The 14908-nt window shown below is 38.2% G+C and carries 19 protein-coding genes and 1 pseudogene; 13 read left to right on the top strand and 7 right to left on the bottom strand.

The annotated features are described in order from the left end of the window. The first annotated feature begins 9 nt into the window (after positions 1-9). A complete protein-coding gene (gene larA / locus H9632_RS06240; protein ID WP_191703256.1) occupies positions 10-1272 on the top strand; it encodes a nickel-dependent lactate racemase in 1263 nt (420 codons plus the stop codon). 125 nt (positions 1273-1397) lie between these two features. Here larA and bshB2 read toward each other — a convergent pair whose 3' ends face one another. From bshB2 to thiD, 3 genes are all read right to left on the bottom strand, one after another. Next, positions 1398-2075: a bacillithiol biosynthesis deacetylase BshB2 gene (bshB2, locus tag H9632_RS06235; protein ID WP_191703255.1), complete on the bottom strand. Its 678-nt coding sequence runs from the start codon at positions 2073-2075 to the stop codon at positions 1398-1400. A 13-nt stretch (positions 2076-2088) separates the two neighbouring features. After that, a complete protein-coding gene (locus H9632_RS06230) occupies positions 2089-2439 on the bottom strand; it encodes a YojF family protein (protein ID WP_191700754.1) in 351 nt (116 codons plus the stop codon). Between the two features lie 111 nt (positions 2440-2550). Next, the gene (gene thiD / locus H9632_RS06225) at positions 2551-3399 is read right to left on the bottom strand and encodes a bifunctional hydroxymethylpyrimidine kinase/phosphomethylpyrimidine kinase (RefSeq protein ID WP_191703254.1); all 849 of its coding nucleotides are present in this window, start codon (positions 3397-3399) and stop codon (positions 2551-2553) included. 162 nt (positions 3400-3561) lie between these two features. On the opposite strand from thiD, the gene H9632_RS06220 reads away from it, so the two are divergent. From H9632_RS06220 to H9632_RS06200, 6 genes are all read left to right on the top strand, one after another. Continuing rightward, positions 3562-4272: a uracil-DNA glycosylase gene (locus H9632_RS06220; RefSeq protein ID WP_191703253.1), complete on the top strand. Its 711-nt coding sequence runs from the start codon at positions 3562-3564 to the stop codon at positions 4270-4272. 39 nt (positions 4273-4311) lie between these two features. Then, positions 4312-4494 carry a uracil-DNA glycosylase gene (locus H9632_RS18805; RefSeq protein WP_225223709.1) on the top strand — a complete coding sequence of 61 codons (183 nt, stop codon included), beginning with the start codon at positions 4312-4314 and terminating at the stop codon, positions 4492-4494. Further along, positions 4491-4763, top strand: a complete 273-nt coding sequence (locus tag H9632_RS06215) for a YwdI family protein (RefSeq protein ID WP_191703252.1) — start codon at positions 4491-4493, stop codon at positions 4761-4763. The genes H9632_RS18805 and H9632_RS06215 overlap by 4 nt, the downstream gene beginning before the upstream one ends. 51 nt (positions 4764-4814) lie before the next feature. Beyond that, positions 4815-5192, top strand: coding sequence for a DUF423 domain-containing protein (locus H9632_RS06210; protein WP_191703251.1), 378 nt, complete (start codon positions 4815-4817; stop codon positions 5190-5192). Positions 5193-5329: 137 nt separating this feature from the next. After that, complete coding sequence (locus H9632_RS06205; RefSeq protein ID WP_191703250.1) at positions 5330-6505, top strand: amidohydrolase; 1176 nt, start codon at positions 5330-5332, stop codon at positions 6503-6505. A 20-nt stretch (positions 6506-6525) separates the two neighbouring features. Next, positions 6526-8211, top strand: a complete 1686-nt coding sequence (locus H9632_RS06200; RefSeq protein WP_191703249.1) for a methyl-accepting chemotaxis protein — start codon at positions 6526-6528, stop codon at positions 8209-8211. A gap of 68 nt (positions 8212-8279) precedes the next feature. Here H9632_RS06200 and gerQ read toward each other — a convergent pair whose 3' ends face one another. Beyond that, a complete protein-coding gene (gene gerQ, locus H9632_RS06195; RefSeq protein ID WP_191703339.1) occupies positions 8280-8591 on the bottom strand; it encodes a spore coat protein GerQ in 312 nt (103 codons plus the stop codon). Positions 8592-8999: 408 nt separating this feature from the next. Between gerQ and H9632_RS06190 the strand changes: the two genes are divergently transcribed. Together H9632_RS06190 and H9632_RS06185 are read left to right on the top strand one after the other, a co-directional pair. Next, positions 9000-9170 (top strand): hypothetical protein, encoded by a 171-nt coding sequence (locus tag H9632_RS06190; protein WP_191703248.1) that lies wholly within the window; start codon positions 9000-9002, stop codon positions 9168-9170. A gap of 53 nt (positions 9171-9223) precedes the next feature. Next, complete coding sequence (locus H9632_RS06185; protein WP_191703247.1) at positions 9224-9391, top strand: hypothetical protein; 168 nt, start codon at positions 9224-9226, stop codon at positions 9389-9391. A gap of 15 nt (positions 9392-9406) precedes the next feature. Here H9632_RS06185 and hemQ read toward each other — a convergent pair whose 3' ends face one another. Further along, entirely contained in the window at positions 9407-10144 is a 738-nt protein-coding gene (hemQ, locus tag H9632_RS06180) for a hydrogen peroxide-dependent heme synthase (RefSeq protein WP_191703246.1), read from the bottom strand. A gap of 164 nt (positions 10145-10308) precedes the next feature. On the opposite strand from hemQ, the gene H9632_RS06175 reads away from it, so the two are divergent. Then, a complete protein-coding gene (locus H9632_RS06175; RefSeq protein WP_191703245.1) occupies positions 10309-11136 on the top strand; it encodes a lipoate--protein ligase family protein in 828 nt (275 codons plus the stop codon). A 13-nt stretch (positions 11137-11149) separates the two neighbouring features. Here H9632_RS06175 and H9632_RS06170 read toward each other — a convergent pair whose 3' ends face one another. Then, complete coding sequence (locus H9632_RS06170) at positions 11150-11791, bottom strand: RsfA family transcriptional regulator (protein ID WP_191703244.1); 642 nt, start codon at positions 11789-11791, stop codon at positions 11150-11152. Between the two features lie 222 nt (positions 11792-12013). Here H9632_RS06170 and H9632_RS06165 point away from each other — a divergent pair, with 222 nt between their 5' ends. Continuing rightward, entirely contained in the window at positions 12014-12238 is a 225-nt protein-coding gene (locus H9632_RS06165; RefSeq protein ID WP_008404549.1) for a DUF1450 domain-containing protein, read from the top strand. Positions 12239-12429: 191 nt separating this feature from the next. Then, positions 12430-13737, top strand: coding sequence for an HD domain-containing protein (locus H9632_RS06160; protein WP_191703243.1), 1308 nt, complete (start codon positions 12430-12432; stop codon positions 13735-13737). 87 nt (positions 13738-13824) lie between these two features. On the opposite strand, the gene H9632_RS06155 is transcribed toward H9632_RS06160, so the two are convergent. Beyond that, positions 13825-14010, bottom strand: a complete 186-nt coding sequence (locus H9632_RS06155; RefSeq protein WP_191700766.1) for a 2-hydroxymuconate tautomerase — start codon at positions 14008-14010, stop codon at positions 13825-13827. Positions 14011-14075: 65 nt separating this feature from the next. Between H9632_RS06155 and H9632_RS06150 the strand changes: the two are divergent. Continuing rightward, positions 14076-14587, top strand: a pseudogene (locus H9632_RS06150) (YwhD family protein). Positions 14588-14908 lie beyond the last annotated feature (321 nt).

Below are 14908 nucleotides of genomic sequence, written 5' to 3'. Positions count from 1 at the left end.
GGAAATACAATGGAAGTATCTTTATTGTATGGTAAAGGAGAATTAAAAATTAATGTACCTGACCATTCTGTCGTTTTGGAACCAAAAAGCATTAATGGGGTAGAGGATGAGATGGGGGCATTGAACGAAGCGCTATTAAACCCTATTGGTACTTCACCGATACATGAAATCGTAAAAGAAACAGATAAAGTTGCAATCGTTATAAGTGATATTACTCGTCCTACACCAAATGAGAAAATAGTTCCTGCGATTATTAATGCACTGCCCCATGTACCAAAAGAGAATTTTGTTATTATAAATGGTACGGGAACACATCGTGATCAAACGGAAGAAGAATTTATTCAAATGTTGGGCGAAGATATTGTCAAAAACATTAGGATTATCAATAATAGTTGTCATGATAAATCAACTCAAACGAAAGTTGGAACAAGTAGATTTGGTTGTGATGTTTGGTTGAATTCGGAGTATGTTGAAGCTGATTTTAGAATCGTAACAGGCTTTATTGAGCCACACTTTTTTGCTGGATTTTCTGGAGGACCAAAAGGAATTATGCCTGGTATTGCTGGAATTGAAACAATTATGACATTTCACAATGCAAAAATGATTGGACATCCTTTAGCTACATGGGGAAATATGATTGATAATCCACTGCAAGATATGACACGTGAAATTAATGGTATGTGTAAACCACATTTCATGTTAAACGTTACATTAAATCGCGAAAAGAAAATTACAAATGTATTTGCAGGGGAATTAATTGAAGCACATGATTTAGGCTGTGCATATGTAAAAGAACATACGATGGTAAAATGCGAAGATCGATTTGATGTAGTGATTACTTCAAATTCTGGATATCCATTAGACCAAAATTTATATCAAGCGGTAAAAGGGATGAGTGCCGCGCAAAAAATTGTAAAAGAAGGCGGTACGATTATTTGTGCTGCAGAATGCATAGATGGTTTACCTAACCACGGAAATTATGCGGAAATACTACAAATGAGAAAAACTCCACAAGAATTGCTTGATATGATTAATGATGAAAACTTTAAAAAGTTTGATCAATGGCAAGTTCAAAAACAAGCTGTTATTCAAGTATGGTCGGACGTACATTTGTATTCAACATTAACACGAGAACAAGTTGAAAATAGTATGTTAAATTATGTGGAAGATATTGAAGTATTATTGGAGCAATTGAAGGGGAAATATGGTCCAAACTATTCTACTGCAATATTACCAATTGGTCCTTTGACTATTCCTTATGTAGAAGAATAGGTATAATCTATTTCCAATTTCAGATAGACATAAAAAAAGCGTCGCAAACCAAAATTTGCGACGCTTTTTATTACGAGTTTTTTGTTGTAGTCTCTATATTATTCTTGATTGTATTATAAAGAGAATCAATCGTTAAACACAACATTGTAAAATTTTTCGGTATTTAACCAGCTGTCCGATAAAACTTCACCTTCGTCGACACGTTTTGCTGTTTCCTGCAACATCCAGCCAGTTTGCGAAATATGGGCTTTTAGCGCCTTTAATTTGTCTTCTTTGACAGAGCTAATATCAATTGTTACATCAGGCTCTCCATTTTTCTCGACTGTATCATTGGCAAAAGCACAGGCTAAAATACGGGGGCGATATTTCTTATCAATCCGACGAACGGCTTCTACTACTGCACGACCAGTTGCTTCATGGTCGGGATGCACTGCAAATCCAGGTAAAAATGTGAAAATTAAAGAAGGATTAAGTTCCACAATTAAATCGGTTACTAGTTTGATCATCTTTTCATCATCTTCAAATTCTACCGTCTTATCACGTAAACCCATCATACGTAGATCTTCTATACCCATCGCCTCACAAGCAGCAATCAGTTCTTTTCTACGTATTTCCGGCAATGATTCGCGAGTGGCGAACGGAGGATTTCCTAGATTACGACCCATTTCACCTAATGTTAAACAAGCATATGTAACAGGAACTCCCATATTGTGATATAAGCGTAATGTACCTGCAACCGAAAAGGCTTCATCATCTGGGTGAGGGTAAACGACCAAAACATGGCGTTCTTCTTGTAATGTCATGTAAGCAACCTCCTTAATAAGCAAATGGCGATTCGCTAATTTCCAACGCAATCGCTAGCTTTCCTGTATTATCTATTCCAGCCATTAATAAGCGACCTTGATCATCCAATTCAAAATGTGTAATTCCTTGTGCATAAACCCAACCATGTGGCATTTTTAAGCCAACGCGGTGTGGGGCGTCCCCTACAACTTTCCCTAATTCATAACGTAATTGTACGTTACGGATAAATGCCCCTGCATTGAAAAAGTTTTCATTATAGTGTGTTGCATAAGAGCCATTTGTAGTTTCTAGATGAATAAAAACGTCTTTGTTCGCAAAAGAATTAAGTAATTCCTGGAGCTCGTTAGTATTTACTTCCTTCATCACTCTTATTAACTCCTTTCGAATCTATCTACTAATAGTATAGTCAAATTTTACGAAGTATGAAAAGAAAAAGTCACACAATAAGCGAATTCTTGTGCGACTTAGTATATTTTATGCATTAATGTAGTTTGGGATCGTCGAAACCGTTACTGCAGGTGCACCGAAACGAGGTTTAGCACCATGCATAACTGGTCCAACATGAGCATTTAAAGCCCAACCATGTTTAATTGCAGCCGAAACGAATTCCTTCGCTTCTATTACGGATTCTTCAACAGAAAGACCATTTGCTAAGTTGGCGCAAATACTCGCTGCAAATGTACAGCCTGCTCCATGATTATAAGTTGAAGTGACTTTTTCGGATTCAAGTAATTTGAAGTCTTTCCCGTTATAGAATAAATCAACGGCTTTATCATGCACTAAAGCTTTTCCACCTTTAATGACAACATTTTTTGCCCCAAGCTCATATATTTTCAGTGCAGCTGCTTGCATTTCCTCAATTGATTTGGGTGTACCTGTCCCTGCTAATTGACCTGCTTCAAAAAGGTTAGGTGTAACAACTGTAGCATGAGGTAATAAATAATTAACCATAGCTGTTGTATTGCCAGGATTTAATACTTCGTCATCGCCTTTACATACCATTACCGGATCGATGACTACTTTATTCGTTCCTGAAGATTGAATGGCCTGTGAAGCCATTTGTATAATCTCTTCTGTAGAAAGCATCCCTGTTTTAATCGCATCTACTCCTGTAGAAAGGGCTGTATCGATTTGTTTTTGCAAAAGGTCTGTCGGCAATGGTGTCACAGTATGGCTCCAAGTTTTAGGATCCATTGTTACGACTACTGTTAATGCGACCATTCCGTAAGTACCATGTTCCTGGAAAGCTTTCAAATCTGCCTGCATTCCTGCACCTGCAGAAGTATCAGACCCTGCAATTGTTAAAGTTTTTTTAAGTGTCATAAAGCAAATCTCCTTAAAATGAATATTCGAATAATAATTGTCTTTAGTATAGCGCTTATCTGACTATATAAAAATAGCCAGAAAAAGAAAAAACTTTAAGGTCAGAAGAAATTACTTGAACTTCTCTATGAATTTCAATACCGTTTGAGATGAGGTGAAATTATGATTGAACAATTAACAAATAGTTGGAAAGCAATTTTGGCGACACAAGCGCAGCAGTCTTATTATAAAAACTTGCAAAGCTTTTTAGAAACGCAGTATGAAATGGGTACTGTTTACCCAAAAAAGGAACATATTTTAAATGCCCTTTTGTTGACGGATTATGATTCGGTAAAAGTAGTCATATTAGGACAAGATCCATATCACGGTCCCAATCAGGCGCATGGACTCAGCTTTTCGGTCGAGCAGGGACAAAAAATGCCACCAAGCTTAAGGAATATGATGAAAGAGTTACAGCAGGACTTGGGCTGTGAAATACCTGGGCATGGAGACTTAACATCTTGGGCAAAGCAAGGTGTTTTATTGTTGAATACGGTATTAACTGTACAGGCAGGAAAAGCGAATTCTCATAAAGGACAAGGATGGGAACAGTTTACTGATGCAGTTATCGAAAAACTTGCAGAGCGTGTTCAACCAATCGTCTTTTTATTATGGGGAAAGCCGGCGCAAAGTAAACGGATATTAATTGAACGAATTTCCGATAAGCATATTATTCTCCAGGCACCTCATCCAAGCCCATTAAGCGCCCATCGCGGATTTTTTGGAAGCAGACCCTACTCAAAAACAAATGAAGCACTTCTTTCGATAGGTGAAAAGCCCATCAATTGGTGTTTAGATGAAAGTGGTTCTAAACAATCTAAACTTTTACTGTGAAGCATGGTAAAGTAATGATAGAAAGAGAGGGAGCGGCAAATGAAAGTTGATTGCTTTAAATGTCATTTTTTCCGTGTGACATGGGATCAAAATAATCCGCGCGGGTGCACGGCTTATGGTTTTAAAACTAAGCAGCTACCATCTCTCGTTGTAAAACAGTCATCAGGAATGGATTGCTTAAAGTTTGTGCCGAAAAATAGAGGAGGGGACAATGGGAGATGATCACGTATGAAACAATCATCAAACAAATTGAAAAGTTAACCGCAGAAGCTACTCATGCAACAACGGAGCAACTGGCTCGTGAAAAGCTCACGGCTATTCGTGCATTATGTGATGTCGTATTGGACGAAAAAATAAACTCCACAAAGCTCCCAGCTGCAAACCTTGTCAGTACAACTGTTTCCTCACCGGTATATACACAGCCTATTGCAATTCCGGCGCAAAAGCTCGAGGAAGAGGATGCAAATGGGGATTCACTTTTTGATTTTTAATCGTTATTAAAATAGAGAATTATTGAATAGATAAAAGAAAGAGGTAAGAAAATGAAAGGCTCAATTATATCAGGTGCAATTCATGGTTTTTTAGCAGTCGCATTAGGCGCATTCGCAGCACATGCATTGGAAGATATGCTGGATGACTACAGTACGGGAATATGGGATACGGCTATACAATATCAAATGTTTCATGCAGCAGCACTAATATTAGTCGGAATTTTAATGTCAAACGCTATTTTAGGTGAAGTAAAGCAACTGAAAATAGCAATGATCTGTTTTAATGCAGGAATCGTCATTTTTGCAGGTAGTCTAATGGTATTAGCTTTAACAGGAATCGGCATACTGGGGGCAATTACTCCTATCGGTGGTGTCCTATTTTTAATTGGTTGGATAATGGTTATAATGTCAGTAGTAAAAAAGGCATAGAAAAATAGAAGGCGTATACTCCTAAAAATAGAAGTATATGCTTTTTTTATTATTTTAATAGGAAAAATAAAACTTTTATCTAAATTGTTTGAATTTATTGTATAGTTATAAAGTAGGCTAGTAAAGGGGTAAGGAAAATGGACCAATTATTATTAAAGCTAGAAGATCATTTTGAAGAAATGGTGATTATACGTCGCTATTTACATGAGCATCCTGAAGTATCGCATGAAGAAGTACATACACCTGCATATATTGCGGATTTTCACCGTGAGCTTGGATTAGAAGTGCGCGAGTATGTAGGGGGACGTGGAGTTGTAGCCACACTAAGAGGTGCAAGACCAGGAAAAACGGTAGCTTTACGTGCGGATTTTGATGCATTGGCTATTCAGGAATTAAATGATTTGCCCTATAAGTCTAAAAACGACGGTGTAATGCATGCATGTGGTCATGATGGTCATACGGCAACGTTGCTCGTTTTAGCAAAAGTCTTGGTGGGCATGCGAGAGCAATTGTCGGGTAACATCGTTTTTATTCATCAGCATGCAGAGGAAATTGCTCCAGGTGGTGCATTGGCCATGATTGAAGATGGGTGTCTAAACGATGTAGATGTTATTTTTGGGACGCATTTATGGGCGCCAACCCCCCTAGGCGAAGTGCTTGTAAAAGATGGGGCAATTATGGCAGCGGCAGACCGGTTTGAAATTGTGATTCAAGGTAAGGGAGGACATGGCGCAGAGCCACAGCATTCAGTGGATGCAATAGTAGTGGGAGCCCACTTTGTCACTCAAGTACAGACTATTACTTCCCGTCGTATCGCACCGCTTCAATCGGGGGTTGTGACAATTGGTCAGTTTGAAGCGATCAATCCGTTTAATGTCATCGCCGATACAGTGAAAATACAAGGGACAGTACGTGCTCTAGATGAACAGGTTCGTAAGCAAATAAAAGAAGAAATTGAATTATTGTTAAAAGCAACTTGTTTAGGGATGCACGCTACATATAGTTATCAATATTTCGATGGGTACCCACCTGTTGTTAACCATGAAGAACAAACAAAGTTTATAGCAAAAGTAGCGGAGCAAACAAGTGGAGTAGAAAAGGTTACAGAGTGTCCGCCATTTATGATTGGTGAGGATTATGGCTATTATATGCAGCATATTCCAGGCACATTTTTCTTTACTGGGGCCAAAGATCCGCTGTGGGAAACCGTTTATCCACATCATCATGCCAAATTTGATTTTGATGAAAGAGCGATGCTGATTGCCGCAAAAGTACTAGGACGAGCTGCCTTAGAATTTCTTGAAAATGATTGACAGAGAGAAGGGAAATGGAAATGAGTGTTGGTAAAAAGTTATATTCTGCTTTCATATTAATGATTGTCTTAATAACGATAACTGTAGTTCTTAACTTTATTAGTTTAAATGAAATTCAGGGTAATATGGACGAAGCGCTCGATCATCGTGTTGAGCAAATCCGCACAGTAGATCAAATTCGATTGAATATAGGAATGCAAGGGATGTATGCACGTGCCATAGTGTTGGACGGCAAAGAGGAATCTATCAATAGTTTTAATCAGTACAATGAATTATTGGACGCGGAAATTGATTATTTGGATACATTGGTAGTCAGCGGTACGATGCAGGAATATATGGAGCAAGTAAAAAAGTTCCGCGATGATTTTAACAATGGGTATCTTGATATGATTGATGCATATAATCGAGGGGATCAAATTCTGGCAAATGGATTTATTAATACGAAGCTTCATGTGGCAAGTAACGGCATGTTTGATGTGACAAATCAAATTGTCTTATTTCAAGAAGAACAGCTTGAAGCGATTAATAAAAAAGCCAACAACTCGATTGCCTTTTCTCAAACAGTGGCAAGCATCGCCTTGGTAATCAGTATTTTGATTGGTGTAGCCGTAATGTTATATATTCGTAAAACAATTACATCACCATTAAAGAATATCGTAAAAGAAGCGAATATTATTGCATCAGGCGACTTATCACAGCCGGATTTTGTAGTCAAAACAAAAGACGAAATCGGTCAGCTAGGTAAGTCCTTCAGTATGATGAAAAATAATTTAGCAAATCTAATTAAAAATATGCAAATGAATTCTGAACAAGTAAGTGCTGCAGCACAGGAACTTTCAGCAAGTACAGAGGAAATTACGGCAACAACAGAAGATGTGACGACGCGTGTTAGTCATACAGCAGAAAGATCCCAAATTTCTGCACACGCTTCAAACGAAAGTGCTCGTGCCATGGAAGAAACAGCAGCTGGAATACAGAGAATTGCAGAAGCGACTCAAAAATTACATGGTAATTCTGTTGATGCGACACAAACAGCGAAAAACGGTGGTCAAATTATTCATGATGCACAACAGCAAATGAACATAATTAGTACTTCCACAAATTCTGTCAATGATTTAGTACAGAAGCTGGCTCAACAAACAGAGGAAATCAATAATATCTCACAAATCATTACGGCAATTACGGATCAAACGAATCTTCTTGCGCTAAACGCTGCAATTGAAGCGGCACGAGCAGGGGAACACGGAAAAGGATTTGCAGTTGTAGCGGATGAAGTACGAAAGCTGGCGGAGCAATCTAAAAGCTCGGCAAATTCAATCGTCAACTTAACACTTGAAATTAAAGCAGATACAGAAAATGTCGAACGTGCTGTATCGGACTCTTTAATATCTGTAAAAGACGGTGTAGATATTATTACAAATGCAGGTCAGTCATTTACATCGATTGTGGGAGCAGTAACTGAAATGTCAATGCAAATTGAAGAGATTTCAGCTACATCTGAACAGCTTTCGGCAAGTGCAGAACAAGTAACCGCTTCGGTAAATGAAATTGCCAATGGCTCAAACGAATCGAGCAGCCACCTTGAAATGATAGCAGCAGCCGTGGAGGAACAAACGGCAACGATGCAACAAGTCAATGCAGTGGCAACCACATTAAATGACAATGCCCAAAACCTACAGCAGGAAATCCAACAATTTAAAGTGTAAATAGGAAAAAGCAAGGTGCTAGTGATTGCACCTTGCTTTTTCTTGCATGTTAAAAGACTTGCAGCCTATTAAGGTGTTTGTGTAAAGTAACTTAATTCCTCATCAAATTCAGCATAATCAAAGTAAATCATCGGGAACAAGAAGCGATGGTTATTCTTTAAATCACGCAAAATAACATGGTCGCGTCCAGCTGCTTCGACAACACCGCGAACAGCACGCGTATTGCTGCCAGCTACCGCATTATCAAATGAAAAATAAAACGTACCTGGTTTCCCACGATTTAACCGTAAAATATTTTCAATATAGGATTCCTCACGTGGAACGCCTACACCTTGCATAGTCGTAGGGTACGTAAGCGTCGAAGGATTCATTTGTTGCATTGGAGACGTCCAATAATAAGTCAATTTTGCATCCTTTCATTAAGTAAATTTAATAAACCACTAGACAATTTGCAGTTGCCGATTCTCAACACCCAGCTTCAATATGACCACTACGCCATTGTCCATAATACTAGGCAGGGCATTCGAATGACCTTTTGTAGCATCTTAATCGAGCAAGAAGATTATCTTTTATAACTATAGGCGTTGTAAGTAACCTCCTTTTTCGTTTTAGTATATGCATAAAAAAAAAAAGTTGAACACTGTTGCAGTATTATTTTTTGAATAGTTAACATACTATAGAATAATTTAATATAAATAAGTAATAACTTTCAACGAAATGGGCAATATATGTTACATAAATAGAAAATTGTTGCCCAGTGTTAATGAAAAGCACGGGAGTGGAACGTCATGAAAATAGGAGTATGGTTAGGGATAATTATTAGTGCATTTTTGTCCTTTGCGGTTGCGAAATTTTACGGGCAACCGATCCATTGGTATTTATTAATCCTTCTCATCGTAACGGGTTTGTTCATTAATACCATTATTATAATTTTAAAATTGCAGGATGATCATACGTAAAAGGTGAGTCGATTTAGTTCGACTCACCTTTTTCCGTTTTAGGGATGAAGCCGTTGGCGAATAACTGCTTTGAAATGACGAATATACATCACAAAGTGTCGATTATGTATGGGGTAGTGGCGAATAAGTATGGACGATTGACGAATATCGATAGAAAGATGTCCAATAAAAATAAACCCGTTCAGCCACTTGAAGATGGGATAACCAATAATCAAGGGTGAACGGGTACATCAGTATTAAATCGCTAATAATTTTTCTAGTTTTTCGTTGTCTAATAAGTTACCTACTAGGAACTCACCAAACTCGCCATAGCGGGCTGATACTTCATCGAAGCGCATTTCGTAAACAATTTTTTTGAATTCTAGCATATCATCAGAGAATAATGTTACGCCCCATTCGTGGTCGTCCAATCCAACTGAACCAGTAATGATTTGTTTGATCTTACCTGCATAGCTACGTCCGATTAGTCCGTGAGAATGCATTAATTGACGACGCTTGTCCATCGTAAGCATGTACCAGTTGTCATTGCCATCGCGCTTTTTATCCATTGGATAGAAGCAAACATATTTTGATTTTGGCAATTCAGGATATAAACGTGCACGTACATGTGGGTTTTGGTAAGGATCTTCATCCGACTTCCCAGCTAGGTAATTTGATAATTCTACAATCGAAACGTAAGAATAAGTTGGAATAGTGAAATCTGCAATTGCCAGTTTAGCAAATTTTGTTTCGATTTCGCTTAATTCTTCCGGTGTTTCGCGTAATGTCATCATCATGAAATCTGCTTTTTGACCAATAATAGAGTAGAAAGCATTTGAACCTGTATCTTTATTTAAGTCTTCTAAAAATGCGATAAATTCTTTCGTAGCGGCTTCGCGTTCTTCAGTTGAAACTAATTTCCATGATGCCCAGTCAATTGAGCGGAAATCATGTAATGCATACCAGCCATCTAAAGTAATTGCTGCTTCATTCATGTGCTTAAACACTCCTTGTAAATGAAAATGATTCACAGTTAGTGTAGCATAAATCAGTAAAAAAAAATCATTTCAACCTCGCATATTCGATATTTTCACCAATTTGACATCACTTTGAATTGAGGTATGCTAAAGTGAAGAGAAATTAAGCTAGGAGTATTTATATGAACGAAATTTTAAAACAAACGAAGTGGCGTTTCGTTGATCAATCGATTAGTGCGAATAAACGCTCACCTTTAGAGTCATTCGCGATGGATGACACACTTTGCCATCTTGTAGGACAGCTCATGTCAGATGCAACACTTCGTACGTGGGTGCATTACGATTCAGTCGTGTTGGGTATCCAGGACCACCGATTGCCGTATATAGAACAAGGAATGCAGACATTAATAATGCATGGCCATAAACCGATTGTCCGGAATTCAGGAGGATTAGCCGTTGTATTGGATGCGGGAGTGCTGAATATTTCCATTGTCATCGGGGAAGACAAACCGCTTAGTATTAATAACGCTTTTGAAATGATGGTCGAATTGATTCGACAGCTTTTTCCAGAAGTCGCAACTAAAATAGAAGCATATGAAGTTGTCGGCTCGTATTGCCCAGGTTCATATGATTTAAGTATCGATGGTAAAAAGTTTGCCGGAATATCACAACGCCGCATGAAAAATGGCATTGCTGTACAAATTTACTTATGTGTAGAAGGCAGCGGAAGTGAACGGGCAGAGCTGATTAAGCAATTTTACGAGGCAGGTCTAAAAGGCGAGGTAACAAAATTTCAATATCCGGACATTAAACCGGACGTAATGGCTTCATTACAGGAGCTTACAGGACAAAGCATAACTGTATCCCAAGTAAATGAACGCCTACGCAAGCTATTGAACCACTGGAATGGGAAGGTAAATGAACAACCATTGCAGAAAAGTGAAATGGAATTATACGAATATTATTTACAGCGCGTATTGAAGCGCAATGAATCAATGTTAAACAAATAAAAAAGGCGAGGTGCTAATATAGCGCTTCGCCTGAATCATTTAGTGATGACTGGGAAACTAAGTTTCCGTTTCGCTCCATTTTGAACGTCGGTGCGTTTGGCTCTGAATCTTCTAGTGCCACAAGTCTTCTTGCGCGATTCATAATAGATACAAATTGCTCGTAATCTTCTTTAATCGCTTTGTTTTCTTTTTGAAGTGCAGCCAATTGTTGTTCAAGCTGATTCTTTTGTTCCGTTAATAGTGATGTTAATTTGCGCCACTTCACTAAATCTTGCTCATTTGAATTCGTATGTTGCAATTTTACTAAGTATGCAATGACGATATCCAGTGATAAAGCTGATAGTGGAATTGACGTCGGCTGGCTCTCATTAGAAGGCATTAAATATAAAGGTGACGTTCTGCGCTTTGTTGCCGTATTCATCATACGCATACGTTCTTTACGTTCCTTTTTCGCCTGTGCTAAATCTTCTTCATAAATACGTCGTACTACTGCATTCCAGCGGAAACCACACGCTGCAGCTGTTCGATTCAATAGATCACCAGCTTCTTCAAAAGCATTAAGCTGTGTGCTTCCTTCTTTAACATGGCGCAAAACAGCTTCTGCCAATAACTCGTCATTCTCTTTTACCCACGCATCTTGTCTTGTTTTTGTCATAAAAAACTCCCCCTGATCTTATTCATAGTTTTGTTGTTGTAAATCTATCATGTCCAAAGGGGAAAACATTTATTCAATATATCGTAAATTGTTGATAGAATAATGAGAAATATATTCCTATCAGACCTTTGACGGAATTGCTAGTATATGCTTGAATGGAATATGCAATATGAGATACAATAACAAATAGGTTAAAATAGCTAAGGGAAAGGTGTTGACACTATGGCAAACTTATTTCACGTTTGCGATGAATGTCAGGCCGTTAATTTAAAGACGTTAATTCCAAAATTAAAAGAAATTGATCCAGAAGCAACGATTGAAATTGGCTGTCATTCATACTGTGGTCCAGGCCGCAAAAAAACATTCACATTTGTAAACAATCGTCCAGTTGCCGCGTTAACTGAAGAGGAGTTAATGGTAAAGGTACTCGACAAACTAAAAAAGTAACGACGTAGGGGGCATGTCCTGAAATGATTTTCAGAACAAGTCCTTTTCGCATTTATAAGGGCTTTGCAGATGAAGTATACTTATCAATAATTTTTTGTACATGAAAACAATTATGCTTTTTGCCTAATGGATTCATTTCTATTTCATTGAGAACTCACTTATAATAAGAAAAAGGGATAAGGAGGTCGGCTATGTTGACGACATATGCAAAAACAAAACTGCTAGAGGAAAAAGTTTTTAAAGACCCTGTCCATCGTTATATCCACGTTCGGGATCAAGTGATTTGGGATTTGATAAAAACAAGAGAATTTCAAAGACTGCGCCGTATTAAACAGCTTGGTACTACATATTTAGTATTCCACGGAGCGGAGCATAGCCGCTTTAATCATTCATTGGGTGTGTACGAAATTGTACGCCGTATTGTAGATGATGTATTCAGAGGAAGAAAAGAATGGGACGAATCTGAGAGATTACTCGTGTTATGTGCAGCGCTATTGCATGATTTAGGGCACGGTCCGTTTTCCCATGCCTTTGAGAATGTATTTGAGACCGATCATGAATATTTTACACGTCAAATTTTATTAGGGGAGACAGAAGTGAACGCAGTGCTTCGTCGAGTTTCACAAGACTTCCCTGAAAAAGTTGCCCAAGTGATAGAAAAAACATATCCTAACGAATTGGTTGTCAGCTTAATTTCAAGCCAAATTGACGCCGATCGAATGGATTATTTACAGCGTGATGCCTATTATACAGGCGTTAGCTATGGTCATTTTGATATGGAGCGCATCATGCGTGTTATGCGTCCCCGCGAAAATGGCGTCGTTATAAAAGAAAGTGGAATGCATGCAGTAGAGCATTATATTATGAGCCGCTATCAAATGTATTTGCAAATTTACTTCCATCCTGTATCGCGCAGTGCAGAAGTTGTACTCAATAATATTTTAAAGCGGGTAAAAGTGTTATGTGCGAATAATTATGCATTTAAATATGAGCCATCACCTTTTATTGCTTTTTTCAAGGGAAACGTAACTTTGGAAGATTATATAGCATTAGATGAAAGTATTATGCTCGCATACTTCCAATTTTGGATGCAGGAAGAGGATCGGATTTTACGTGATCTATGTAGAAGATTTGTTAATCGGAAATTGTTTCAATATACGAATCTCAACCCTTTTAAGCAACCCGAAGTTTACGCAGAACTGCGTCGCCTATTTATAGAGGCGGATATGGACCCGGATTATTATTTAGTGCATGATTCCACATCGGACTTACCTTATGACTTCTACCGACCTGGAATTGAAGGGACGAAAAAGCCGATTTACCTACTTATGCAAGATGGGGAGCAACGAGAGCTATCAGAGGAAAGTCAAATAGTTGAGGCGATTGCCGGCCGTATAAAAGTGGACCATAAAGTTTACTACCCGGAGGAGTTATTGATAGACGAGAACATTCCGGAAACGTTACGACAAGAAATACAGAGGCTAATTGAAAGTGTTTAAAAAAGGGGATGAATCAAATTACAGATTCATCCCTTTTGCGTCGCCATTTTAATTGTGTACTGCATAATCGGTTGAATATAGGACGGATTAATTGTCGCTGTATCGCACGCCACCTTTTGCAAAGTGGTTTTTAGACATTTCTTCGATAATAATGGATACATTTTCTACTGGTGCGTCGACTGTTTTTGAAACGGCTTGTGTAACTTCTTCTACAAGCGCTCGCTTTTGTTCTTCTGTACGCCCCTCAACCATTTTAATTGTAACGATTGGCATAAAGTCGCCTCCTAGGTAAAATATAGTGTATAGTATTTATATTAGCGTATTTGGAGGTATTTACAATGGCAAATGAAGAAAAATCTCAACCAAAAATGGGTTTTACGATTATTAAGAATGATCCAACTGATGGGCATAAAGGTTTTGGCATTGGCTCACTATCTCTGGAAAATGTATCGCCAGTTATTGTCGATGTCGCAGAAGGAACAGCAATTGTTGATATTGGCGCAATGCATGCAAAAAGTGAAGTGGAGCGTGGCATTAAATTTACAACGAACCGAGAAGACTCAGCAGGCGGAAAAAATTACTGGTTAGTATGGGTAACGATTGATCATAATGAATCCGGTGCCTACTTTGCAGGCGTAACTGCGTGTGAGATGGTTGTAAACCGTGAAAAGCGCCGTGGTTATAAAATATTGGCGGATCATGTAAACAGAATGGATAAATCAATGAAGCGCCAAATCATCGTCGACCATATGGATGCACCATCAAAAAAATATTGGCTGACTTCCTGAAAAACCACAATGAAGAAATGTGGAACAATAGCGATGAAAAATTAGTAAATGATTTAGCGTAAAATTACTTATAGGTTAAATATAAAGTACAAATAAATATTATGGTCAGTCAATTACTTTTTTGGAAAAATGAATCCATTCGGTGAACAATATGTGACATTTCAAGAACATCCAAATCGATGGTTGAAACTGCTTCCAAAAGAAAGTAAACTGAATTTAAAGCTTGCAAAGTAGTAGGCTAGGACATGTGGGAAATGAATAGTGATGAGTATTATGCGGCATTTGAACATTCCCAAGCCGAATGCCCCATGGTTCTCATCCTTTCGTTAACCACAATAGAAAAGCTCTTTCGTTTTACGGACTAGAACCGGAAACGAAAGAGC

The sequence above is a fragment of the Solibacillus merdavium genome (assembly GCF_014836935.1).
GTDB classification, from domain to species: domain Bacteria; phylum Bacillota; class Bacilli; order Bacillales_A; family Planococcaceae; genus Solibacillus; species Solibacillus ferritrahens.
The sequence above is the reverse complement of the archived record's forward strand: the minus strand, read 5'-3'. Positions and strand labels throughout refer to the sequence as shown.